The organism is Oceaniradius stylonematis, assembly GCF_965223445.1.
Classification (GTDB): Bacteria; Pseudomonadota; Alphaproteobacteria; order Rhizobiales; family Rhizobiaceae; genus Roseitalea; species Roseitalea stylonematis.
Genome location: NZ_OZ244994.1, coordinates 2288810 through 2309831, shown reverse-complemented (window position 1 = coordinate 2309831; position 21022 = coordinate 2288810). Strand labels below are relative to the sequence as shown.

At 65.6% G+C, this 21022-nt stretch carries 22 protein-coding genes and 1 pseudogene; 12 read left to right on the top strand and 11 right to left on the bottom strand.

From position 1 onward, the window contains the following. The first annotated feature begins 58 nt into the window (after window positions 1–58). From folD to ACOQOU_RS11390, 6 genes are all read left to right on the top strand, one after another. Window positions 59–958 carry a bifunctional methylenetetrahydrofolate dehydrogenase/methenyltetrahydrofolate cyclohydrolase FolD gene (gene folD / locus ACOQOU_RS11415; RefSeq protein ID WP_306026482.1) on the top strand — a complete coding sequence of 300 codons (900 nt, stop codon included), beginning with the start codon at window positions 59–61 and terminating at the stop codon, window positions 956–958. Between the two features lie 92 nt (window positions 959–1050). Continuing rightward, the gene (locus ACOQOU_RS11410; RefSeq protein ID WP_306026481.1) at window positions 1051–2010 is read left to right on the top strand and encodes a GlxA family transcriptional regulator; all 960 of its coding nucleotides are present in this window, start codon (window positions 1051–1053) and stop codon (window positions 2008–2010) included. Window positions 2011–2015: 5 nt separating this feature from the next. Next, entirely contained in the window at window positions 2016–2528 is a 513-nt protein-coding gene (locus ACOQOU_RS11405) for an ATP-dependent zinc protease (RefSeq protein WP_109767758.1), read from the top strand. Continuing rightward, window positions 2525–3448, top strand: a complete 924-nt coding sequence (gene rimK / locus ACOQOU_RS11400) for a 30S ribosomal protein S6--L-glutamate ligase (protein WP_109767757.1) — start codon at window positions 2525–2527, stop codon at window positions 3446–3448. The genes ACOQOU_RS11405 and rimK overlap by 4 nt, the downstream gene beginning before the upstream one ends. A gap of 79 nt (window positions 3449–3527) precedes the next feature. Continuing rightward, entirely contained in the window at window positions 3528–3920 is a 393-nt protein-coding gene (locus ACOQOU_RS11395) for a hypothetical protein (RefSeq protein WP_120222630.1), read from the top strand. 78 nt (window positions 3921–3998) lie between these two features. Further along, entirely contained in the window at window positions 3999–4496 is a 498-nt protein-coding gene (locus ACOQOU_RS11390; RefSeq protein ID WP_109767755.1) for a copper chaperone PCu(A)C, read from the top strand. 36 nt (window positions 4497–4532) lie between these two features. Here ACOQOU_RS11390 and ACOQOU_RS11385 read toward each other — a convergent pair whose 3' ends face one another. Continuing rightward, the gene (locus ACOQOU_RS11385; RefSeq protein ID WP_306026480.1) at window positions 4533–5165 is read right to left on the bottom strand and encodes a cation transporter; all 633 of its coding nucleotides are present in this window, start codon (window positions 5163–5165) and stop codon (window positions 4533–4535) included. A 72-nt stretch (window positions 5166–5237) separates the two neighbouring features. Between ACOQOU_RS11385 and ACOQOU_RS11380 the strand changes: the two genes are divergently transcribed. Next, window positions 5238–5651 carry a MerR family transcriptional regulator gene (locus ACOQOU_RS11380; RefSeq protein ID WP_306026479.1) on the top strand — a complete coding sequence of 138 codons (414 nt, stop codon included), beginning with the start codon at window positions 5238–5240 and terminating at the stop codon, window positions 5649–5651. 48 nt (window positions 5652–5699) lie between these two features. Here the strand turns inward: ACOQOU_RS11380 and ACOQOU_RS11375 are convergent, their stop codons facing one another. Beyond that, window positions 5700–6404, bottom strand: coding sequence for a class I SAM-dependent methyltransferase (locus ACOQOU_RS11375; protein WP_306026478.1), 705 nt, complete (start codon window positions 6402–6404; stop codon window positions 5700–5702). Window positions 6405–6619: 215 nt separating this feature from the next. Here ACOQOU_RS11375 and ACOQOU_RS11370 point away from each other — a divergent pair, with 215 nt between their 5' ends. Continuing rightward, window positions 6620–7048: a DUF4399 domain-containing protein gene (locus tag ACOQOU_RS11370; protein ID WP_306026477.1), complete on the top strand. Its 429-nt coding sequence runs from the start codon at window positions 6620–6622 to the stop codon at window positions 7046–7048. A gap of 95 nt (window positions 7049–7143) precedes the next feature. Here the strand turns inward: ACOQOU_RS11370 and edd are convergent. From edd to zwf, 3 genes and pseudogenes are all read right to left on the bottom strand, one after another. Next, window positions 7144–8967, bottom strand: a pseudogene (gene edd, locus ACOQOU_RS11365) (phosphogluconate dehydratase); the annotation flags it as partial. A 46-nt stretch (window positions 8968–9013) separates the two neighbouring features. Next, window positions 9014–9733 (bottom strand): 6-phosphogluconolactonase, encoded by a 720-nt coding sequence (gene pgl / locus ACOQOU_RS11360; RefSeq protein ID WP_109767750.1) that lies wholly within the window; start codon window positions 9731–9733, stop codon window positions 9014–9016. Beyond that, entirely contained in the window at window positions 9720–11192 is a 1473-nt protein-coding gene (zwf, locus tag ACOQOU_RS11355) for a glucose-6-phosphate dehydrogenase (protein ID WP_306026476.1), read from the bottom strand. Before zwf ends, pgl begins: the two co-directional genes overlap by 14 nt. A 131-nt stretch (window positions 11193–11323) precedes the next feature. Between zwf and ACOQOU_RS11350 the strand changes: the two genes are divergently transcribed. The 4 genes from ACOQOU_RS11350 to ACOQOU_RS11335 all read left to right on the top strand — a co-directional run bounded on the left by ACOQOU_RS11350 (window position 11324) and on the right by ACOQOU_RS11335 (window position 14481). Next, window positions 11324–12811, top strand: coding sequence for an aldehyde dehydrogenase family protein (locus tag ACOQOU_RS11350; protein ID WP_306026475.1), 1488 nt, complete (start codon window positions 11324–11326; stop codon window positions 12809–12811). Between the two features lie 7 nt (window positions 12812–12818). Beyond that, window positions 12819–13568 carry an SDR family oxidoreductase gene (locus ACOQOU_RS11345; RefSeq protein ID WP_306026474.1) on the top strand — a complete coding sequence of 250 codons (750 nt, stop codon included), beginning with the start codon at window positions 12819–12821 and terminating at the stop codon, window positions 13566–13568. Window positions 13569–13679: 111 nt separating this feature from the next. Further along, complete coding sequence (locus tag ACOQOU_RS11340; RefSeq protein ID WP_346433281.1) at window positions 13680–13928, top strand: DUF2188 domain-containing protein; 249 nt, start codon at window positions 13680–13682, stop codon at window positions 13926–13928. 127 nt (window positions 13929–14055) lie between these two features. Next, on the top strand, window positions 14056–14481 hold the full coding sequence (locus tag ACOQOU_RS11335) for a hypothetical protein (RefSeq protein WP_306026472.1): 426 nt from the start codon (window positions 14056–14058) through the stop codon (window positions 14479–14481). Between the two features lie 3 nt (window positions 14482–14484). Here the strand turns inward: ACOQOU_RS11335 and ACOQOU_RS11330 are convergent, their stop codons facing one another. From ACOQOU_RS11330 to ACOQOU_RS11305, 6 genes are all read right to left on the bottom strand, one after another. After that, entirely contained in the window at window positions 14485–14841 is a 357-nt protein-coding gene (locus ACOQOU_RS11330; RefSeq protein WP_109767746.1) for a DUF5368 domain-containing protein, read from the bottom strand. A gap of 12 nt (window positions 14842–14853) precedes the next feature. Continuing rightward, window positions 14854–16155, bottom strand: coding sequence for an NAD(P)/FAD-dependent oxidoreductase (locus ACOQOU_RS11325; protein ID WP_306026471.1), 1302 nt, complete (start codon window positions 16153–16155; stop codon window positions 14854–14856). A gap of 116 nt (window positions 16156–16271) precedes the next feature. Continuing rightward, complete coding sequence (locus tag ACOQOU_RS11320; protein WP_306026470.1) at window positions 16272–17045, bottom strand: SapC family protein; 774 nt, start codon at window positions 17043–17045, stop codon at window positions 16272–16274. 21 nt (window positions 17046–17066) lie between these two features. Further along, window positions 17067–17582, bottom strand: coding sequence for an invasion associated locus B family protein (locus ACOQOU_RS11315; RefSeq protein ID WP_420578718.1), 516 nt, complete (start codon window positions 17580–17582; stop codon window positions 17067–17069). A gap of 250 nt (window positions 17583–17832) precedes the next feature. Then, window positions 17833–18630 (bottom strand): FAD binding domain-containing protein, encoded by a 798-nt coding sequence (locus ACOQOU_RS11310; RefSeq protein WP_306026468.1) that lies wholly within the window; start codon window positions 18628–18630, stop codon window positions 17833–17835. Between the two features lie 13 nt (window positions 18631–18643). Further along, the gene (locus ACOQOU_RS11305; RefSeq protein ID WP_306026467.1) at window positions 18644–21004 is read right to left on the bottom strand and encodes a xanthine dehydrogenase family protein molybdopterin-binding subunit; all 2361 of its coding nucleotides are present in this window, start codon (window positions 21002–21004) and stop codon (window positions 18644–18646) included. Between the last annotated feature and the right edge of the window lie 18 nt (window positions 21005–21022).

Below are 21022 nucleotides of genomic sequence, written 5' to 3'. Positions count from 1 at the left end.
GGTGTCGCTCGCGGCACCGTTTTTGCTTTATGCCGGTCGAACAGCACGGGGGTTGGACATGGCACAGATCATCGACGGCAAGGCGGTCGCGGCGGAAGTCACCGAAGGGGTCAAGACGGCAGCCGAGATGCTGAAGGCGCAGACAGGCATGCAGCCGGGTCTGGCCGTCGTCATCGTCGGCGACGACCCGGCCTCCAAGGTCTATGTCGCAAACAAGGGCCGCACCGCGCGGGCCTGCGGCTTCCTGTCGGTCGAGCACGCGCTGCCGGACGACACCGGCCAGGAAGCGCTGATGGGGCTGATCGACGAACTGAACGGCGATCCGGCCATCCACGGCGTCCTGGTGCAATTGCCGCTGCCCGGCCATATCGACGAGGGTGCGGTCATCCAGGCGATCGCGCCGGACAAGGATGTCGATGGCTTCCATTTCACCAATGTGGGCAAGCTGGGCACGGGCGTGACCGACAGCGCCTTCGTGCCGTGCACGCCGGCGGGCTCGATGCTGCTGATCGAAAGTGTGCTCGGCAAGGATCTGTCGGGCAAGAACGCGGTCGTCGTCGGCCGCTCCAACATTGTCGGCAAGCCGATGTTCAACCTGCTTCTGGCCGCCAACGCCACGGTGACCGTTGCCCATTCGCGCACAAAGGACCTGCCCGGCCTGTGCCGCACCGCCGACATACTGGTCGCCGCCGTCGGCCGGCCGCAGATGATCAAGGGCAACTGGGTCAAGCCGGGGGCGACGGTGATCGATGTCGGCATCAACCGCATCCCCGCGCCCGAAAAGGGCGAGGGCAAGACGCGGCTCGTCGGCGATGTCGATTTCGATGACGCCGCCGAAGCCGCAGGCGCCATCACGCCGGTTCCCGGCGGTGTCGGGCCGATGACGATCGCCATGCTGATGGTCAACACGATCGTTGCGGCATACCGGTCGGCGGGACGCACGCCGCCCGTTTTCTGACGCGCCGGCCGGGCACCGTTCGGGGCTTGCGCGGCCCCGGCTTTGGCGTCAGTGTCCCGGGCCGTCCAACATATGTGACAGCAAGACCAGTCATGACGTCCGACGTTCCATCGCGGCATTTCGCCTTCATTCTCGCCGAGGAATTCTCCATGTTCTGCGTGTCGGCGGTGATCGACGTGCTGCGCACGGCCAACCTGGTGTCGGGCACCGGCTATTATCGCTGGTCGACGGTGTCGCACGATGGCGAGCCGGTGCGCGCGTCGAACGGGCTGACGCTGAAACCGGCCCATTCGGTCGACACGCTCGAGCCTGCCGACCTGACATTCGTCGTCGCTTCGATGACCCTCGATTTTCCGGGCAGGCAGAAGGTCGTCAACGCGCTGCGCACGCTGGGACGGCGCGGGGCAAGCCTCGGAGCCCTTTCGGTGGGCAGCCATATTCTCGCCCAGGCCGGGCAGCTCGAGGGCCATCGCTGTACGATCCACTGGGAGAACCGCGCCGGCTTCCGCGAGGCGTTCCCGCACATCGAATGCACATCGAACGTCTACGAGATCGACCGGAAGCGGTACACGGCGGCGGGCGGCACGACCGGCATCGACCTGATGCTGGAGATCGTGCGCGCCGATTTCGGTGCCGAGATCACCAACAAGGTGGCCAACAACTTCCAGTATGAGCGCATCCGCAGCCATGAGGACCGCCAGCGTGTCGGCCGCGAGCCTGACCTGACGGGCAAGTCGGAAAAGCTGCGGCGGCTGACCGAACTGATGGCCGACAATCTGGAGGAGCCGCTGTCGGCTGGGGTTCTGGCGCAATCGGTGGAGCTTTCGGTGCGGCAGGTGGAACGGCTGTTCCTCAAGCATCTCGAATCGACGCCCGGGCGCTACTACATGACGCTGCGCCTTGAACGCGCCCGGCAGCTGCTGCGCCAGACCAACATCCCGATTCTGGAAGTGGCGCTGTCGACGGGCTTTACGTCGCACTCCTATTTCGCGCAGAGTTACCGCATGCAGTTCGGCCGGGCGCCGAGCGATGAAAGGCGCAAGAGTTTTTGACCACCATGGACCACAAGCCCAAGGCGGGCGTGGCGCGGCACGATCTGATCGCGCACGGGTTTCAGATCATCGGCTGGCGGGAAAAGCTGGCGCTGCCCGATCTGGGCGTCGATCGCATCCGTGCCAAGATCGATACCGGTGCGCTGACATCGGCGCTGCATGTCGACAATCTGGAGTTCTTCGCGCGCAATGACCGAAGCTGGGTGCGCTTTCATCCACCCGGCGCCAACGGTGCGCCGACGCCGGAGCCGGCCGAGGCGCGGATGCGCGAGTTCCGGGAGGTCAAGTCGAGCAGCGGCCAGGTGGAGCGGCGGTGCGTGATCGCCACGCGCTTCGTCATCGGCGCGGAGACGTTTCGCGCCGAGGTGACGCTGACCGACCGCACCGACATGGTCTACAACATGCTGGTGGGGCGCAGCGCCATGCGGATCGGCCGCCTGATCGTCGATCCGACCCGGTCCTGGATGGCCGGCAATCCCGCCTGGCCCGATCCGCCGACCGACAGGGAAACGCCATGAAAATCGTCATGCTCGCGCGCAATCCGGACCTTTACTCGCACCAGCGGATCAAGACGGTCGCCGAGGCGCGGGGGCACACGCTCGACATCGTCAACACGCTGCACTGCTACATGAACATCACCTCGCGGCGGCCTTCGGTCTACTACAATGGCGAGAAGATGACGGGCTACGACGCGGTCATTCCGCGCATCGGCGCCTCGATCACCTTCTACGGCATGGCGGTGCTGCGCCAGTTCGAGATGATGGGCGTCTATCCGCTGAACGAATCGGTCGCCATCGGCCGCTCACGCGACAAGCTGCGCTCGATGCAGTTGCTGGCTCGGGACGGTGTCGGCCTGCCGGTGACGGCCTTTGCCTACGATCCCAAACGTGCCGAGGATATCGTGCGCATGACGAGCGGACCGCCGACTGTGGTCAAGCTTCTCGAAGGAACGCAGGGAATCGGCGTCGTGCTCGCCGAGACCATGCAGTCGGCCAAGTCGGTCATCGAAGCGTTCCGCGGCGCCAAGGTGCACATCATGGCCCAGGAGTTCATCAAGGAAGCCGGCGGCACCGACATCCGCGCCTTCGTCGTCGGCGGCAAGGTGGTGGCGACGATGAAACGGACCGGCAAGGCGGGCGAATTTCGCTCGAACCTGCACCGCGGCGGCATGGCCGAGGCGATCCGGATCACGCCGATCGAGCGGGCGACGGCCGTTCAGGCCGCCAAGACCATGGGCCTGGATGTGTGCGGTGTCGACATGCTACGCTCGAGCCACGGGCCGGTAGTGATGGAGGTCAATTCGTCGCCCGGTCTGGAAGGCGTGGAAAAGGCGACCGGAAAGGATGTCGCCGGCAAGATCATCGATCTGCTGGAAGCCAATGTGGAACGCGCGCAGGCGACGCGGCGCGGCAAGACCAAGACGCGCGGCCGCGGCTGAACGCGGGCGCGGTGCGGTGTGCTGCCGCAGCGACGGCCGGGCGCTTGCGCACGCGCAGGTTTCGCGTCAAACAATGCCCATGAACCGCTTGGCTCCCGGCAGACACGACGGTGCCCGCGCCGTCCTCGTGCGGCTGGCGCTGATCGCCGCGCTGGCGATGGCTGCGTTCGCGCATCGGCCTGCCGCCGCGACACCGACAGGCATGAGCGCTCTGGAGATGGCGCACTATGTGCTCCCGGACGGCTCGATGCCGGTCCGGTGCCTGCCTGAAGACGACGGCGGCATCTCGGGCAGCCTGTGCGAATTCTGCCTGATCGCGGGCGGAGCGGCGGTGCCGGGACCCGGCAACTGCCTTCCGGCCATGCGGCTGCGGGCGGAGACCGGCTCGCCTCTTGTCACCCGCACCGGACCGCCGATCGCAGCGGCGCATCTGGAAACGGCGCCGGTGCGCGGCCCGCCGCCCGCCGGCTGACACGCGACATCTGCCAAATCCCGATCCCTTTGCCGGTGCCGCCCCACGGTGGCCTGCACACAATCCATGAGACATCCCATGAACAAGTTCATTCTGACCGCCGCCGCCACCGTCCTGGCGGGCGCATCCGCCTTTGCCCATGAAGAACACAAGGCCGGCGATCTCGTCATCGACCATCCGGTGGCACGCGCCACGCCCGCCAACGCGCCCGTTTCGGGCGGCTACATGACCATCCGCAACACTGGCGAGGAGGCCGACCGGCTGATGGCCGGCGCCGCCGACTTCGCCGGCAAGGTGGAAATCCACGAAATGGTGATGGATGGCGACGTGATGAAGATGCGCGAGATCGAGGGCGGCGTTGAAATTCCCGCCGGCGGCGAAGTGGTGCTCAAGCCCGGCGGACTGCACGTGATGTTCATGCAGCTAGACCAGCAGCTCGAAGAAGGCGCCAAACTGCCGGCGACGCTGACCTTCGAAAAGGCCGGCGACGTGACCGTCACATTCAATGTCGAGAGCCTGGAACAGATCCGCGAACATCTGGGCGGCGGCATGGAGCACGGCTCCATGGACCAGTAGGGCCGTCCCAACCGACCGGACGGTGCGCGGCGGGGCCTATTCCGCCGCCGCCGCCATGGCCTGACGCTTTTCGTCCATCGCCTGGCGGATGATCTGGAAGGCCGAAGTCAGGAACAGGCCCGCCATGATCGCCGCGACGATCAGGTCCGGCCAGCCGGTCGCCGTGCCCCAGACGCCGAGCGCGGCGATCATCACCGCGACATTGCCGATCGCATCGTTGCGCGAACACAGCCAGACCGAGCGGACATTGGCATCGCCATCCTTGTAAGCGACGAGCAAGAGCACGCTGGTCACGTTGGCGGCAAGCGCCAGAAAGCCGATCACGCCCATGACCGGCGCCGAAGGCACGCCGGCGACGAACACCGCATAAAGCGTCGAGCCGAAAACCCAGACGCCCATCGCCAGAAGGCTGACGCCCTTCAAGAGCGCCGCATTGGCGCGCACCGACAGCGACGAGCCGATCACCGCCAGCGAAATGCCGTAGGTCAGCGCATCGCCGAAGAAATCCAGCGCATCGGCCTTGAGCGCCTGCGAACCGGCCCAGTGGCCAGCGGCCATTTCGACGGCGAACATCGTCGCGTTGATGGCGATGACAGCCCACAAGCGGCGCTTGTAGTCCGCGGACATGCCGTCAAATGTCGTTTCGTGATGGCCGCAACCCGCACCCATGACCGTCTCCTTGATGTATGGACATCATCAACCTAATCTCTCTAGCGGCTATAGGTTCAAGAGGGTATTTCGATGTTCTCGATCGGCGATCTGTCGCGGCGCACCGGCGTCAAGGTGCCGACGATCCGCTATTACGAGCAGATGGGGCTGATCGCGCCGGCGGGGCGGACCGAGGGCAACCAGCGGCGCTACGACCGGGACGGGCTCGAACGATTGTCATTCATCCGGCACGCGCGCGATCTGGGCCTGTCCATCGAAGCCATCCGCGAGCTTGCCGAGCTTTCGGCCCATCCCGAAGAACCCTGCGCGGACGCGCATCGGATCGCCCGCGAGCACCGGGCGGAAATTCACGCCAGGATCGAGCGTTTGAGACGCCTTGAGGCGGAGCTCGGCCGCATCGAACAGATGTGCGATGCGGACCGGGTCGGCGAATGCCGGATCATCGAGGCGCTGGCCGATCACGGCCTGTGTTCCGGAGAACACTAACGGTCCGCCAGGACCGCCGAGGTCTCGGGTCTCTTCGGGAGGCGTGCCTTATGCGGCGCGGCTGGCCATGATCGACTTGGGCAGGCCGGCGACCCGCTCCATGGCGATATCCGCATCGGGGAACAGATTCGCCATGTCATGGCGCGTCAGGAGCTTGACCTCTTCGACGATCGACCGTGCCTTGCGATAGTCGGGCTCGCGGTCGTAAAAGCCGAGCCTGCGCATCTGCAAAAGATGCGTGCGCCAGCGGGCCGGCAGCCACTGATAGCCCGGCACCCGGAAATGCGGCTCGAGCGGAAACCAGAAATTGGGCGTCTGGACGAAATAGCGCGGCGCCAGGCGGCGCACATTGTCGGCAAACTGGCCGATCCGGTCCCATCCGCCGACATGTTCGATGACCGAGTTGGAGTGAACCAGATCGAAGGCGTTTGCCTTGTAGCTGTGCGTGTCGCAGGCGTCGCCGGCATGGGCCTCGAACAGGCCCGTATCCCTGACCGGCACCAGGTCGCTCTCGAGATTGACCAGGTGAATCCTGACGCGCCCGCGATGGCGCGCCAGAAACTCGGCGCCGACGGTCCAGTAGATCTCGCGCCCGCCCAGATCGATGATGTCGATCGTCTTGCGGTTGTCGAGCGCCTGCTCGATCAGCGCCTCGACCCGGGCAAAACGGGCGCGGCGGAAACGGCTTTCGATGGATTCCGGATTGGAATAGGGGTCGGCGATGGTCTCGGCGGCAAGGGTCTGGCTGGTCATCGGTTATCACTTCTCGAAAATGCGTGCGTGCCGAGCCGGCCAGCCCGACGCCAATGGCCGCCTGTATGCACGCGGAGAAACCGATTGTGAAACAAGACCTTCAGTTTGGGTTAACAATCCTGTCCCGCAAAGGCGCACCGGTCGCAACGATCACGATCGATTGCCCTTGGGTGAGCCTGCGCTAACTCCTCTTCTTCTAAGTGGAGGAAATCGACATGCACAAGACGTTGGCCGCAACGGCGGCGCTTTTCACATTGCTTTCAACCGCCGCGCTGGCGCAGGGGACGCCGTCGGCGGACGGAGCGGAGGTTTACATCGTCAATCTGGACGACGGCGCCGCCGTGCAGAGCCCGGTCAGGATCGTGTTCGGCATGCGCGGCATGGGCGTCGCGCCGGCGGGCATCGAGATGGAGGGCACCGGCCATCACCACCTGTTCGTCAACCGGGCGCCGTTTGGCGACGCGGATGCCGCCGGCAACATTCCGGCCGATGACCATCACATCCATTTCGGCGGCGGTCAGACCGAAGTGACGCTTGAGCTGCCCGCGGGCGAGCACACGCTGCAGCTCGTCACCGGCGATCACAATCACATTCCGCACGACCGGCCGGTTGTTTCGGAGACGATCACGATCACCGTTGAGTAAGCCAAGACTTACCGAAAGGCATCGTCCGCCAGCGGCACGCTGACCGGCCGGGCGGAAGACGGCGCGGCGCCGCCGGCCGGCGCGGGCGGCGGCATGAACACGCTGGCGCCCTGATCGGCGCGGGTGGCCACCCGGCGGAACGTCTCGAACAGTTCCCGGCCGATACCGTGCGTGTTGGCGGTCAGATCGACCTTTGCCGGCTCGCGGCTTTCGAATTCTGTCGCGTCGACCAGCACTTCGAGCGTTCCGTTGATCGCGTCGATGCGCACCATGTCGCCGTCGCGGACCTTGGCGATCGGCCCGCCATCGAGCGCCTCGGGCGTCACATGGATCGCCGCCGGCACCTTGCCGGACGCACCCGACATCCGGCCGTCGGTAACCAGCGCCACCTGATGGCCGCGATCCTGCAGGATCCCAAGGCACGGTGTCAGCTTGTGCAGTTCGGGCATGCCGTTTGCCTTCGGGCCCTGGAAGCGGATGACCGCCACCATGTCGCGATCGCATTCGCCGGCCTTGAAGGCGGCTTGCAGATCGTTCTGGTCGTGGAAGACGCGCGCCGGCGCCTCGATCACGTGCCGGTCCGGCTTGACCGCCGAGATCTTGATGACGCCGCGGCCCAGATTGCCGGTCAGCATCTTCAGCCCGCCATTGGGCTGGAACGCCTTTGCCACCGGCGCCAGCACCTTCTCGTTGCCGGACTTTTTGGGCGCCGGGCGCCGCTCGACCGTGCCGTCCTCGCGCCCAAGCGCCGGCTCGATCATGTAGGGGTCCAGCCCGTGACCCCAGACGGTGCGCACGTCGCGGTGCAGAAGGCCATGGTCGGCCAGTTCACGGATCATGAAACCGAGCCCGCCGGCGGCATGGAAATGGTTCACGTCGGCAAGGCCGTTGGGATAGACGCGCGCCAGAAGCGGCACCGCGTCGGACAGGTCGGATATATCCTCCCATGTCAGCGTGATGCCGGCGGCGGCGGCCATCGCGATCAGGTGGATGGTGTGATTGGTCGACCCTCCGGTCGCGTGCAGGCCGATCACGCCATTGACGACCGACCGCTCATCGATCATCTCGCCGACCGGGGTGAACTCGTTGCCGAGCGCGGTGATCGCCATCGCCCGCCGGGTCGCCTCGCGGGTCAGCGCGTCGCGCAGCGGCGTGTTCGGATTGACGAAGCTTGCACCGGGAATGTGCAGGCCCATGATCTCCATCAGCATCTGGTTGGAGTTGGCCGTGCCGTAAAAGGTGCATGTGCCGGGGCCGTGATAGGACGCGCTTTCGGCCTCCAAGAGCTCGTCGCGGCCGATCTTGCCTTCCGCATAGAGCTGGCGCGTTTTCGCCTTTTCGTCATTGGGCAGGCCGGAGGTCATCGGACCGGCGGGAATGAACACCGCCGGCAGATGGCCGAAGGTAAGCGCGGCGATCAGAAGGCCGGGCACGATCTTGTCGCAGACGCCCAGATAGACCGCCGCGTCGAACATGTCGTGCGACAGGCCGACGGCGGTCGAGAGCGCGATCACGTCGCGCGAGAACAGAGACAGCTCCATGCCCGCCTGACCCTGGGTGACGCCGTCGCACATGGCCGGCACGCCGCCGGCGACCTGGGCGACGCCGCCCGCATCGCGCGCGGCCTGCTTGATGAGCGCTGGAAACGTCTCGAAGGGCTGATGCGCCGACAGCATGTCGTTGTAGGCGGTGATGATGCCAAGATTGGCGACGGTATCGCCCTTCAGGTCCGCCTTGTCGGCCGGCCCGCACGCAGCAAAGCCATGGGCGAGGTTGCCGCAGGACAGTTTCGAGCGCTTCGGCCCCTGGCTCGCGCGGTCGGCCAGTCGCTCCAGATAGAGTTCGCGGCCGGCTCTCGAGCGCTCGCGCATCCGTTCGGTGACGGCGGAAATGGTGGCGTTGACATCATAGGCGGTCATGGCGTTGATCTCCGGATCGGGCGTTCGGGTCCAGTGCGGGCGCCGCTCATGGCGCCCAGAAGACATGGACCGGCGTTGCGGTCTGGTGCAGCACCGCGCGAACGGGCATGGCATCGACATCGGTGCCGCCGAGCGCGGTTTCAAGCGTCGTGCGCTTCTCGGCACCCTCGATGTGCAGGGCGACGAAACGGGCATCGAGGATCGGGGGAAGCGTCAGCGTCAGACGCGGCTCGCCCGCGCCTTCGGCAAAGATGGGCAGCACCTTGTCGTCACCCTCCGGGTCGAGCGCCTCGGCAAGACGGTCGCCGCCGGGAAAGAAGGACGCGGTGTGGCCGTCCGTGCCCATGCCGAGGATGCACGCGTCGAGCCGGTGGCCGTCCTGCTCGAAGGCGGCCTGCGACAGGCGCGCGCATTCGGCGGGCGTGTGGCCATCGACGACATAGGGCACGAAGCGCGCCTCAGCGGCGCGGTTCTGCATCAGATGACGCCGCACCAGCCCGGCATTGGCCCGCTCATGGTCCGGCGGCACCAGCCGCTCGTCGACCAGCAGCACCATGACCGAAGACCAGTCGAGCCCGGCCTTGGACAGAACCTCGAAGAAGCGCTTGGGCGTCGAGCCGCCCGAGACGGCCAGCGAGGCGTGTCCGCGCGTCGCGATCCCGCCGGCAAGCTTGGCCGAGACACCGGCGGCCAGCGCCTCGGCGAGCTGGTCGCGCGTGGCATAGTCGTGCCGGTGAAGCCCGGCCGGCGCGTCAGTCGCTCTCATGCCAGGTCCGTCCGTCGCGCTCGATCAGCGCGATCGAGGCCGACGGTCCCCATGTTCCGGCCGTATAGCGCTGGCATTGCTGGCCGGTCTCTTCCCATGCCGACAGGATCGGATCGATCCAGCGCCAGGCGGCCTCGACCTCGTCGCGGCGCATGAACAGGGTCTGGTTGCCGCGGATCACGTCCATGATCAGCCGTTCATAGGCGTCGGGATTGCGCACGTTGAAGGCGGACGCGAAACTCATGTCGAGCGGCACATGGCGCAGCCGCATGCCGCCGGGGCCCGGATCCTTGATCATGATCCACTGCTTGACGCCCTCGTCCGGCTGCAGGCGGATGACCAGATTGTTGGCCGACATGCGCCCCGCGCCCTGGTCGAAGATCGAATGGGGCACCGGCTTGAAGGCGATGACGATCTCCGACACGCGCGTCGTCATGCGCTTGCCCGTGCGCAGGTAGAAGGGCACGCCGGCCCAGCGCCAACTGCCGATCTCGGCCTTCAATGCCACGAAGGTTTCGGTGTTGCTTTCGCCGCCTTCAAGCTCTTCCAGATAGCCCTTGACCGGACCGCCGGCCGAAGCGCCCGCCCCGTACTGGCCGCGCACGGTGAGCTTTTCGACATTGTGCTCGCCGACCGGCTCGAGCGCGCGCAGAACCTTGAGCTTTTCGTCGCGGACGGCATTGGCATCCATCGAGGAGGGCGGTTCCATGGCGACGAGACACAGAAGCTGCAGAAGATGGTTCTGCACCATGTCGCGCAGCGCGCCGGCCTTGTCGTAATAGCCGGCGCGGCCCTCGAGGCCGACCGATTCTGCCACCGTGATCTGGACATGGTCGATATGGGCCGAGTTCCACAAAGGCTCGTAGAGCGCGTTGGCAAAGCGCAGCGCCATAAGGTTCTGCACCGTCTCCTTGCCCAGATAATGGTCGATGCGGAAGATCTGGTATTCGTCGAACACCTCGCCCAGCGTGTCGTTGAGCGCGGTGGCCGATTTGAGATCCCGACCGATCGGCTTTTCGACGATGATGCGGGTTTCGGGCGTGATCAGCCCGCTGTCGCGCAGACGCGTGGCGATGTCGCCGAACAGGGACGGACCGACGGCGAGATAGCAGGCGCGCTTCTTGCCCGTATCGGTCCCGAGCGTCTTGGCCAGCGCGTCCCAGCCGCGCTCGGACTTCACATCGACCGAGACGTAATCGAGCTTGGCGAGAAACTTCTCGACCTCGTCGTCGTCGAGTTCATCCTTGACGTGGGTCTTGAGCGCGGTCAGCGCGAAGTCCCGGTATTCATTGGGCGACAGGTCCGATCGCGAGGCGCCGACAATGCGCGTCGGCTCGGTCATCTGACCGTCCTTCTGGCGATGATAGAGCGCCGGCAGGAGCTTGCGTTCGGCGAGGTCGCCGGTGCCGCCGAAGATGATGCAGTCAAACGGATCGACGGGAATGATCTGGCTCGACATCGGGAGTATCCGGTGATTGGGCGTGATGCCGCCACCATAATCTAATCGATTTAAGAATGCCAGCGCCCAGATTGACGCAACCGGAAAAATCATCGAACGTTCATGTGCCGCGGCGGCCAAGGGAGGTGGACATGCTGACAAAACCGGATTCCGATCTCGCGCGCCGCGCCGGCGAAGGCGCCCCTGGGCACAATGTCATAGGCGGCGCATTGGCAGCGGCCCGGTCCGGTGCCGTGCTGGAGGTCACGTCTCCCTCGGGTGGCATCGGCTTTGCCAAGATCGCACGGTCTGACGCCGCCGATGTGGATGCGGCGGTGGCCGCCGCGCGCGCCGCCTTCGAGGCCGGTCCCTGGGCGAAGATGGCCGCTGCCGAGCGGGGACGGCTTCTGACGCGGCTCGGCGACCGGATCGCCGATCATGCCGGCGAACTGGCGGCGCTTGAAAGCCGCGACACGGGCAAGCCGCTGCGGCAGGGCATTGCCGATGTGACCGCCACGCTGCGCTATTTCGAATATTATGGCGGCGCGGCGGACAAGGTGCATGGCGAGCAGATCCCGTTTCTGGACGGCTACACGGCGCTGACCCTGCGCGAGCCGCATGGCGTCGTCGCCGGGATCATCCCGTGGAACTATCCGCTGCAGATTCTGGCGCGCGTCGCCGGCGCGGCGCTGGCAATGGGCAACACGCTGGTGATCAAGCCGGCCGAGGATGCCTCGCTGACGGCCATCCGCGTCGCTGAACTGGCGCTGGAGGCCGGATTTCCCGATGGGGTCTTCAACGTGGTCACCGGACTTGGCTCGGAAGCCGGTGCGGCGCTGTCGGCGCATGCCGACGTCGATTATGTCACCTTCACCGGCTCCCCGGCGACCGGAACGGCGATCCAGACGGCCGCCGCCGAAAACAATCGCGGCGTGACGATGGAGCTTGGCGGCAAGTCGCCGCAGATCGTCTTTGCCGATGCGGACATCGAGGCGGCGCTGCCGGTGCTCGTCAATGCGATCATCCAGAATGGCGGGCAGACCTGCTCGGCCGGCAGCCGCATCCTGATCGAGCGCCCGGTCTATGACACGGTGGCGTCGGAACTTGCCGCGCGCTTTGCGGCCCTGACCGCCGAGCCGCACTGGGCCGATGGCGATCTGGGCCCGCTGATCAATGCCAAGCAGGCCGAACGGGTCGCCCGGTTCGTCGCCAACGCCAAGGCGGCGGGGACCGATGTTCTGGCCGAGGGATCGATTGCCGCCGACGCGCCGAAGGGCGGTCACTATCAGGCGCCGGTCCTGTTCGGCGCGGTCGAGCCCGACAGCGCGCTTGCCCGGGAGGAAGTGTTCGGGCCGGTCCTGTCGCTGTTCGTCTTCGACGGCGAGGAGGAGGCGGTGCGTCTGGCCAACGGGACGGATTATGGCCTTGTCGCCGGCGTCTGGACGAAAGACGGCGGGCGCCAGCACCGGATGGCCAAGCGTGTCCGGGCCGGCCAGGTCTTCGTCAACGGCTATGGCGCCGGCGGCGGCATCGAATTGCCGTTCGGCGGCTTCAAGAGATCCGGCCATGGCCGCGAAAAGGGTTTCGAGGCGCTGCGCGACATGAGCGCCACCAAGACCGTCATCTTCAATCACGGATAGGATCATCATGGGCAGACTGGACGGCAAGGCCGCCATCATCACCGGCGGGGCCGGCGGATTCGGCGAAGGCATGACGCGGCGCTTCATCGAAGAGGGCGCGCGCGTCCTGATCGCCGACATGAATGCCAAGCGCGCCGAAACGCTCGCCGCCGAACTGGGCGAGGCGGCGGTGCCTCAGACGGTCGATGTGTCGCTGGGCAGCGACATAGAGCGGATGGTGCGAACGGCGCACGATGCGTTCGGCCGCATCGACATCATGATCAACAATGCCGGCTACAGCCACCGCAACGGCGACCTTCTGGACGTTGACGAGCACGATTTTGACCTGATCTTCGCTGTCAACATGAAGGCGATCTATCATGCGACGCGCGCGGTCGTGCCGATCATGGAGGGCCAGGGCGGCGGTGTCATCATCACGACCGCGTCGACAGCGGGCCTCAGGCCGCGGCCGGGCCTGACATGGTACAACGCATCCAAGGGCTGGGCGATCACGGCGACCAAATCCATGGCCGTGGAACTGGCGCCGAAGAACATCCGCGTCAATTGCCTGGCGCCGGTGGCCGGCGAGACCGGCATGCTGGCGACCTTCATGGGCACCGACACGCCGGAGATGCGCGACAAGTTCAAGTCGGTCATCCCGCTCGGGCGGTTTTCGACGCCCGCCGACATCGCCAATGCGGCGCTCTATCTGGCCTCCGACGAAGCCGCCTTCATCACCGGCGTCGCGCTGGAGGTCGATGGCGGGCGCTGCGTATGACGGTCAATGCTCGATTCAGATCCGGCCTCAACAAGCAATCCGCGACGCGGTTTGGAATGAGTAGCGAATCGTTGTATGTTCATTCTATGTTCTAACAGATGAGCCTTAGAAATGAGCAAAGATCGAGATCGCATGGTCTATCGTCGGCAAGACGGAAGTTGGGCCAACAAACGGAATGATGCTGACCGAGCTTCTAGCGTCCACAGAACACAACGTGATGCGGAAAGCGCTGCGCGCGAGATGCTGCATAACCAAGGTGGCGGCGAGTTGACCACCAAGGGTGTCGATGGGCGGATCAGGAGTAAGGACACCATCGCGCCAGGCAATGATCCAATACCCCCGCGCGATACTGAACATTAAGTCAGATCACGTTTTGAGTTTGGCGCAGGCGCTGCGTATGACCAAACAGTAATCCGCCTGCCGCCTTGTTGCCCGATTTGCGCCGCGCCCGCGCCATCTGACCGAGCTACCGCTTCTGGCGCAATGCATGGAGCGAGGTCGGGTGATGAAGGAACTGGTGGTGGTGCTGACGCTGATGGGCTGCGACGATGCGGGCGCCCATTGCGACTACATCGATACGCCCGACGGGCGCTGGTCGACGATTGCCGCGTGCCAGCAGGCCGGCGAGGCGCTGCTGACCCGCATCGAGGCCGACTATCCGTCGACGGCGGCGCAATGCGAGGCGCTCGAGGCGGGCACGATCGCGGTTGCAAGCGACATGGTTCCCGCCGAGCGCCCGCTCAGCGACATCATCGATGAGGCGACGGTGACCGTCTCGCCGCCCACGCGGCGCGGCATGGTGCGCCGCTGGGTCACGGTGCGGGTTCAGACCGTCGCCGACAAGCCCGCGCGCATCGCCGGGTTTGTCGGCGACACAGCCGACCGCGTCACGGCGCTGCTGCCGGCCTGGTAGGCGTCACGCCTCGCCGCGCTTGCCGCCGACGACGGCCTGCACGGTGTAGGCGAGAAAGGTCAGACCGACCGCGCCGGCAAGGCCGATCATGATCAGCGCGATCACGTCGATCGGCCCGCCGACATCGCCCAGCCCCGAACGGGTGATGACGAAGACGAACCAGATCGCGGCGATGGCCCCGATCGGCGCCAGCAGTTCGGCGCGCAGGAACCAGCGGCTGCGCAGCGAACGGTCGCGCACGATGACATAGACAAAGGCGGCGGTGACCAGGGCGGCGATGACGACGAGCCCCCAGAAGAGGCCCCGGCCGAACATTTCTTCGAGCACGGCGATCAGCGTTCCAAACGTCAGTTCTTCCATGATTCTTCCTCCTCAAGCCCGGCCGCGCAACATGGCGTTGTAAGTCGCCTTCAGCGCGATTTCCTTCATCAGCCACGAGACCCACAATTCCTCGAGCGGCGCGATCACGCCGGGGAAGGACGGCACCAGATTGTTCTTGTAGTCGAACTCGATCAGCATCGCCCGGCCGACGCGGGTGATCAGCGGACAGGACGTATAGCCATTGTAGGTCTCGGTGCCCTCCTGACCGGCGATCTGCGCGACGAGCTGGTCCTCGACAACGGGTACCTGCCATTTGGCCGATGCCGCCGTCTTGCCCTTGGGCACGCCGGCCACGTCGCCGGCGGCGAACACCTCCGGGTAGCGATTGTGACGCAGCGTGTACTGGTCCACCTCGACATAGCCCTGGCCGACCCACTTGTCGGCCCATGGCAGCGGCGAGTTGCGGATCACGTCCGGCGCGCTCATTGGCGGGATGACGTTGGTGAAATCGAACGGGATTTCCCGGTCGCCTTCCGGCGTTGCGAAGGTGGCCACCTTGCGGCCCGGATCGATCGCCTTCATCACATGCTCATAGCGTGTGTCGAAGCCGCGCTCGCCATAGAGCATGCGCACCTTCTCGTTGACGATCGGCACGCCGAACAGCGATTTTGAGTGTGCGGCGTAGATGATCTCGGTCTTGCCGCGGTTGCCTTTCCGCCGTGCGTAGTCGTCGGTCAGGAAGGTGTATTTGAGCGGCGCGCCGGCGCATTTCATCTCGGTGGCCGGACGGCTGAACAGGCCCACGCCGCCCTCGTCGGTGAACCGGTCCATCTCGCGCCATGTGGCTTCGGCCGCTTCGGGGCTCGCATAGACCGAGCCGATGCCGTCCTTGCCGATCAGACCGACATCCATGCCCTCGATCTGGTCGTAGTTGAGCTTCAGCCCCGCCGCGACGACGAGATAGTCATAGCTGACCTGCGTGCCGCTGTCGGTCGTCACCGTCTTCGCCTCGGGATCGATCTCGGCGGCGCCCTCCTCGATCCAGTTGACCGCGCGCGGCAGCCAGTCGCTGGTGCTGCTGACCGAATAGCCGGCCGGTTTCAGCCCCGATGCGATCAGCGTGAAGCCGGGCTGGTAGAGGTGGCGCTTGCGCGCGTCGATGATGGTGATTTCGGCGCCGTCGAGCCGAGCGGCCAGCCGGTTGGCGAGCGATGAGCCGGCCGCACCGGCGCCGATGATGACGATCTTGGCCGACGTCGCCACGCGTTGCGCATGCGCCGGACGCGCAGAGCCCAGCGCCGTCGCGCCGAGCGCTGCCGCCAGAAAGGCGCGCCTGTCGAGCTCAAATGACATGTGGAACCTCCCGATGGTCAATGCTTCTCGGGTGGACCTTAGAGCCGACCGGCGGCCGGCGGCATGATCTATATCAATTTTTTCTTATATAAGAGGCGGCGCCTATGCGACCCGGATTATTTTGCGCCGCCAACGATGTTGCGCCAGTTGCGCATCGAGATCAGGTGGCAGTAGATCAGCGCCAGCGCGCCGTTCTTGCGCAGCGACAGGAAGGTCTCATCGTCCAGTTGCGCCAGCTTCTCCTCGTCCACCACCTGAAAGCCGGTGATCCGCCGTTTGGTCTCGTCGGGCAGCGTCACATCGGCATTGCGGTCGACCAGAAGGCCGGTCCCGGCGATGGCGGCCAGGAGCTTGTCGGTCTCCAGAAGCTGGTTGTGATACGTCTGGCAGAAACTCATCGCGTTCTGCGCCGCTTCGCTCGGCTTTCCGTCCTCGAACAGCCGGTCGCCCTTTTTCGAATCGAACCAACGGCTCTTGAGATCGGCGGCAAGCGTCAGCCTGTCCTGCGCCTTGTCCTCGACAAGGATGAACGGATAGCGCCTGACATAGGCCGGGATGTAGCTGCCCGAACGCCATTTGCCGCTCTTTTCGACAAACCGGTTCTCGCCGGCCGAGTGGCCGGTGATCACATGCGCGGCGCGGCGCCCGTCCTGTTCGCTGAAGACGAGCGGATAGTGCAGCGCCGCTTCCGGAAACTCGGCGGCCGCGACAATGATGGCGTTCATCTGAGATGCGCCATTGAAGCGGTTGGCCGGGGTGAAGCGCAAATCGCCGTGCAGCCCGGCCGACAGGACCGCCACGGTCTCGTACATGGCCAGAAGGCCGCCGCTTTCGGCTCCGTTCGCATCCTTGCCGGCAGCGGTTCTTTCCTCGGTTTTCGTCTCGGTCATCACGTCCCCGTTCAGTGCGGATTACTGGCTGCGCGCGGCCAGCGTTGCGAGCGCTTCGGTGAGCCCGTCGGTCGACACACCGATCGCGAGCGTCTGGCCGCTGGCAACGGGATAGCGGATCGCCGGGGTTTCGGCGCCGATAAGAAGCTGCGCAATGTCCTCGCCGCTCTCGAACTGGACAAAGCAGAAACCGCTCGTGCAGCGCGTTATGCGGCCCGACAGCAATGCCGTGTCGCCATCGGCCAGTTCCGGTGCGCTGCCGAACGACACGTCGGCGATGACGCGCATGGCAACGACCGTCGCTCCGTCCTCGGGATTGCGGCCGAAGGCGAGACGCGCGATTTCGGCGCGGTTGTTGGTGCTCGAATAGACCTGCACGGCCTCGCACACGCGGCGCGGTGCATCCTGCGGGCCGTCATCGTCGGCGGGCGTCACGGCAAGCGTGCAATCGACACTCCAGTCGCCAAACGATTCGGACGAGCGGCTTGGCGTCGGTGAAGCGTCCTGGGCCGTCGCCGGCGCTGTGGCTGCCATCATCCCCGCAACGCAAACCGCGGCGCCCAAAGCCGTCAGATTTCGAACAAGCATTTCTTTCCCCTTGTCTTTCCGGCCGGCGCGACTGCCTTGCCGGCCAGTATGTTTCATGCCCTGACTATCCGATGGACAAGGGGTTGGCCAGTGATCAGCGCCGGTTCATCTTCCCCGCATCATGCAAAAAGGCCGGACGCATGCATCGCGCCCGGCCATTCCTTGGCCCATTACCGCAATTGGGGTATGCCGACGCCCGTCAGCCGGCGGCCGCCACGGCGCGCTTGGCCATCACCTTGATCAGGTGGGCGCGATAGTCGGCCGAGGCGTGGATGTCGCTCATCAGCCCGTCGGCGGACACCGCCACCGCGTCCACGGCATCGGGCGACCAGTTCGTGCCGAGCGCCTGTTCGAGACCGTCATGACGGAAGACGCCGTCCTCGCCCGCCCCGGTGACGGCGACGCGCGCGCCATCGCCGGTCTTGGCGACAAAAACACCGACCATGGCGTAGCGCGAGGCCGGGTTTCGGAACTTGGCGTAAGCCGCCTTGCCGGGTGCACTGACGTTGATCGCGGTGATGATCTCGCCATCCTCAAGCGCTGTCGTGAACATGCCGGTGAAGAATTCGTCGGCTGCGATCTCGCGATTGTTGGTGACGATGGTCGCGCCCAGAGCCAGAAGGCCCGCCGGATAATCGGCGGCGGGATCGTTGTTGGCGATCGATCCGCCGATGGTGCCCATGTGGCGCACCGCCGGATCGCCGATCCCTGCGGCGAGCGCCGCCAGAGCCGGGCACACCGAACCCACCTCGTTGCTGCCGGCCACGGCCGCATGGGTGGCCGCCGCGCCGATGGTGACGGTGTCGCCGCGCACGGCGATCTCGGTCATCCCGCCAATGCCGCGAATGTCGATGACATCGGACGGTGCGGCCAGGTGCTGCTTCATGGTCGGCAGAAGCGTCTGGCCGCCGGCGAGGATCTTGGCCTCATCGGCGCCGCCAATGGCGGCAACCGCGTCCTCGATGCTGGCCGGCTTGTGATAGTTGACTGCGTACATCGATCGATCCTCCCTATTCGGCCGCCTGCGGCAGGCCGACTTCCTGAATGGCGGCCCACACCTTTTGCGGGGTGGCCGGCATCGTCAGATTGTTGTTGCCGATCGCGTCGGTGATCGCGTTGATGACGGCCGGCGGCGAGCCGATCGCTCCGGCTTCGCCGCAGCCCTTGACACCGAGCGGGTTGGACGGGGCGACCGTCGTCGAATGTTCGAGCACATAGGAGGGCACATCGTCGGCGCGCGGCATGCAATAATCCATGTAGGAGCCAGTGATGAGCTGGCCGTCCTCGTCATAGACAACGTTTTCCAGAAGCGCCTGGCCGATGCCCTGGGTGACGCCGCCATGCACTTGGCCCTCGACGATCATCGGGTTGATGACCGTGCCGAAATCGTCGGCCGCGGTGAAGCGGACGATCTCGACGACACCGGTCTCGGGATCCACTTCCACCTCGCAGATGTAGGTGCCCGACGGGAAGGTGAAGTTGGTCGGATCGTAGAAGGCGCCTTCCTTGAGGCCCGGCTCCATGCCGTCGGGCAGGTTGTGCGCGGTATAGGCGGCGAGACCCACCTCGTGCCATGCCATCTTCTTGTCGGTGCCGGCGACCTTGACCTCGCCATCCTCGATGACGATGTCGTCCTCGCTGGCCTCCAGCGTGTGCGCGGCGATCTTCTTGACCTTGGCCTCGACCTTGTCCATCGCCTTGACGATGGCGTTCATGCCGACCGCGCCCGAGCGCGAGCCGTAGGTGCCCATGCCCATCTGCACCTTGTCGGTGTCGCCATGGACGATGGTGATGTTGTCCATCGGCAGTCCGAACCGGTCCGACACCACTTGCGCGAAAGTCGTCTCATGGCCCTGGCCGTGGGCATGGGAGCCGGTCAGGATTTCGATCGTGCCGACCGGATTGACGCGCACCTCGGCCGATTCCCAAAGGCCGACGCCGGCGCCGAGCGAGCCGACCGCCTTGGACGGCGCGATGCCGCAGGCTTCGATGTAGCATGAATAGCCGATGCCGCGCAGCTTGCCGCGCGAGGCGGCCTCGGCCTTGCGCGCCGCAAAGCCGGCCACATCGGCTGCCGCCTGGCCCTTTTCGAGCAGCGCGTGGAAGTCGCCGGAATCGTAGGTCATGATCACCGGCGTCTGGTGCGGGAACTCGGTGATGAAGTTGCGGCGGCGCAGTTCGGCCGGGTCCATGCCCATCTCGCGCGCGGCGGTCTCCATCAGCCGTTCCATCACAAAGGTCGCCTCCGGGCGACCGGCGCCGCGATAGGCATCGACCGGAACGGTGTTGGTGTGCACCGCTTTGACGTCGCAATAGACGTTGGTGATGTCGTACTGGCCGGACAGAAGCGTGCCGTACAGATAGGTCGGCGTGGCGGTCGCAAACAGCGACGCGTAGGCGCCGATATTGGCCACCGTGTTGACCTTCAGCCCGACGATCTTGCCGTCGGCGTCAAAACCCATGCGGGCCTTGGTGACGTGATCGCGCGCATGGGCGTCGGTCATGAAGGCTTCGGAACGGTCCGACGTCCACTTGACCGAACGGCCGGTCTTCATCGACGCCCACAGGCAGGTGATCTCCTCGGGATAGATGTAGATTTTCGAGCCGAAGCCGCCGCCGACATCGGGCGCGATGACACGCAGCTTGTGCTCGGGCGCGACATTGTAGAAGGCCGACAGGACCAGCCGCGCCACATGCGGGTTCTGGCTGGTGGTGTAGAGCGTGTAGTGATCGTCGATGTCGTTGTAGACGGCGATCGCCGAGCGGGGCTCGATGGCGTTCGGCGCCAGCCGGTTGTTGACGATGTCGAGCTCGGTGATGTGCGCGGCGCCGGCGAGGCCCGCATCGGCGGCCGCCTCGTCGCCGATCTCCCAGTCGAAGATCAGATTGCCGGGGACGTTGTCGTGCAGGAGCGGTGCGCCCTCTTCCAGCGCCCTGGTGGCAGCGGCGACGGCGGGCAGTTCCTCATAATCGACCTCGACCGCCTCGGCGGCAAGGCGCGCCAGCGCCTGGCTTTCGGCGATGACGATGGCGACGGGTTCGCCGACATGGCGCACGCGGGCTGTCGCCATCGGGTTCCACGCACCGACATTCATCGGGTTGCCGTCCTTGGAATGGATCGCCCAGCCGGTGATGATATCGCCGATGCCGTCTTCCTTGAGTTCCGGCCCGGTGTGCACGGCGATCACGCCATCCATGGCAAGCGCGGCGGTCGCATCGATGCCCTTGACCTCGGCATGGGCGTGCGGGCTGCGCACGAACGCGCCATAGGCCTGGTTTTCCATGCGGATATCGTCGGTGTATTTGCCCCGGCCCGTGATGAACCGCTTGTCCTCCTTGCGCTTGACCGCAGCGCCGATGCCTTCGCTCATATGCTCGTTCCTCCCAAA

What these genes read in the sequence shown, in the direction of transcription:
- folD (WP_306026482.1), top strand. Translation starts at nt 59, where the DNA reads ATGGCACAGATCATCGACGGCAAGGCGGTCGCGGCGGAAGTCACCGAA.
- ACOQOU_RS11410 (WP_306026481.1), top strand. Translation starts at nt 1,051, where the DNA reads ATGACGTCCGACGTTCCATCGCGGCATTTCGCCTTCATTCTCGCCGAG.
- ACOQOU_RS11405 (WP_109767758.1), top strand. Translation starts at nt 2,016, where the DNA reads ATGGACCACAAGCCCAAGGCGGGCGTGGCGCGGCACGATCTGATCGCG.
- rimK (WP_109767757.1), top strand. Translation starts at nt 2,525, where the DNA reads ATGAAAATCGTCATGCTCGCGCGCAATCCGGACCTTTACTCGCACCAG.
- ACOQOU_RS11395 (WP_120222630.1), top strand. Translation starts at nt 3,528, where the DNA reads ATGAACCGCTTGGCTCCCGGCAGACACGACGGTGCCCGCGCCGTCCTC.
- ACOQOU_RS11390 (WP_109767755.1), top strand. Translation starts at nt 3,999, where the DNA reads ATGAACAAGTTCATTCTGACCGCCGCCGCCACCGTCCTGGCGGGCGCA.
- ACOQOU_RS11385 (WP_306026480.1), bottom strand. Translation starts at nt 5,165, where the DNA reads ATGGGTGCGGGTTGCGGCCATCACGAAACGACATTTGACGGCATGTCC.
- ACOQOU_RS11380 (WP_306026479.1), top strand. Translation starts at nt 5,238, where the DNA reads ATGTTCTCGATCGGCGATCTGTCGCGGCGCACCGGCGTCAAGGTGCCG.
- ACOQOU_RS11375 (WP_306026478.1), bottom strand. Translation starts at nt 6,404, where the DNA reads ATGACCAGCCAGACCCTTGCCGCCGAGACCATCGCCGACCCCTATTCC.
- ACOQOU_RS11370 (WP_306026477.1), top strand. Translation starts at nt 6,620, where the DNA reads ATGCACAAGACGTTGGCCGCAACGGCGGCGCTTTTCACATTGCTTTCA.
- pgl (WP_109767750.1), bottom strand. Translation starts at nt 9,733, where the DNA reads ATGAGAGCGACTGACGCGCCGGCCGGGCTTCACCGGCACGACTATGCC.
- zwf (WP_306026476.1), bottom strand. Translation starts at nt 11,192, where the DNA reads ATGTCGAGCCAGATCATTCCCGTCGATCCGTTTGACTGCATCATCTTC.
- ACOQOU_RS11350 (WP_306026475.1), top strand. Translation starts at nt 11,324, where the DNA reads ATGCTGACAAAACCGGATTCCGATCTCGCGCGCCGCGCCGGCGAAGGC.
- ACOQOU_RS11345 (WP_306026474.1), top strand. Translation starts at nt 12,819, where the DNA reads ATGGGCAGACTGGACGGCAAGGCCGCCATCATCACCGGCGGGGCCGGC.
- ACOQOU_RS11340 (WP_346433281.1), top strand. Translation starts at nt 13,680, where the DNA reads ATGAGCAAAGATCGAGATCGCATGGTCTATCGTCGGCAAGACGGAAGT.
- ACOQOU_RS11335 (WP_306026472.1), top strand. Translation starts at nt 14,056, where the DNA reads ATGGAGCGAGGTCGGGTGATGAAGGAACTGGTGGTGGTGCTGACGCTG.
- ACOQOU_RS11330 (WP_109767746.1), bottom strand. Translation starts at nt 14,841, where the DNA reads ATGGAAGAACTGACGTTTGGAACGCTGATCGCCGTGCTCGAAGAAATG.
- ACOQOU_RS11325 (WP_306026471.1), bottom strand. Translation starts at nt 16,155, where the DNA reads ATGTCATTTGAGCTCGACAGGCGCGCCTTTCTGGCGGCAGCGCTCGGC.
- ACOQOU_RS11320 (WP_306026470.1), bottom strand. Translation starts at nt 17,045, where the DNA reads ATGACCGAGACGAAAACCGAGGAAAGAACCGCTGCCGGCAAGGATGCG.
- ACOQOU_RS11315 (WP_420578718.1), bottom strand. Translation starts at nt 17,582, where the DNA reads ATGATGGCAGCCACAGCGCCGGCGACGGCCCAGGACGCTTCACCGACG.
- ACOQOU_RS11310 (WP_306026468.1), bottom strand. Translation starts at nt 18,630, where the DNA reads ATGTACGCAGTCAACTATCACAAGCCGGCCAGCATCGAGGACGCGGTT.
- ACOQOU_RS11305 (WP_306026467.1), bottom strand. Translation starts at nt 21,004, where the DNA reads ATGAGCGAAGGCATCGGCGCTGCGGTCAAGCGCAAGGAGGACAAGCGG.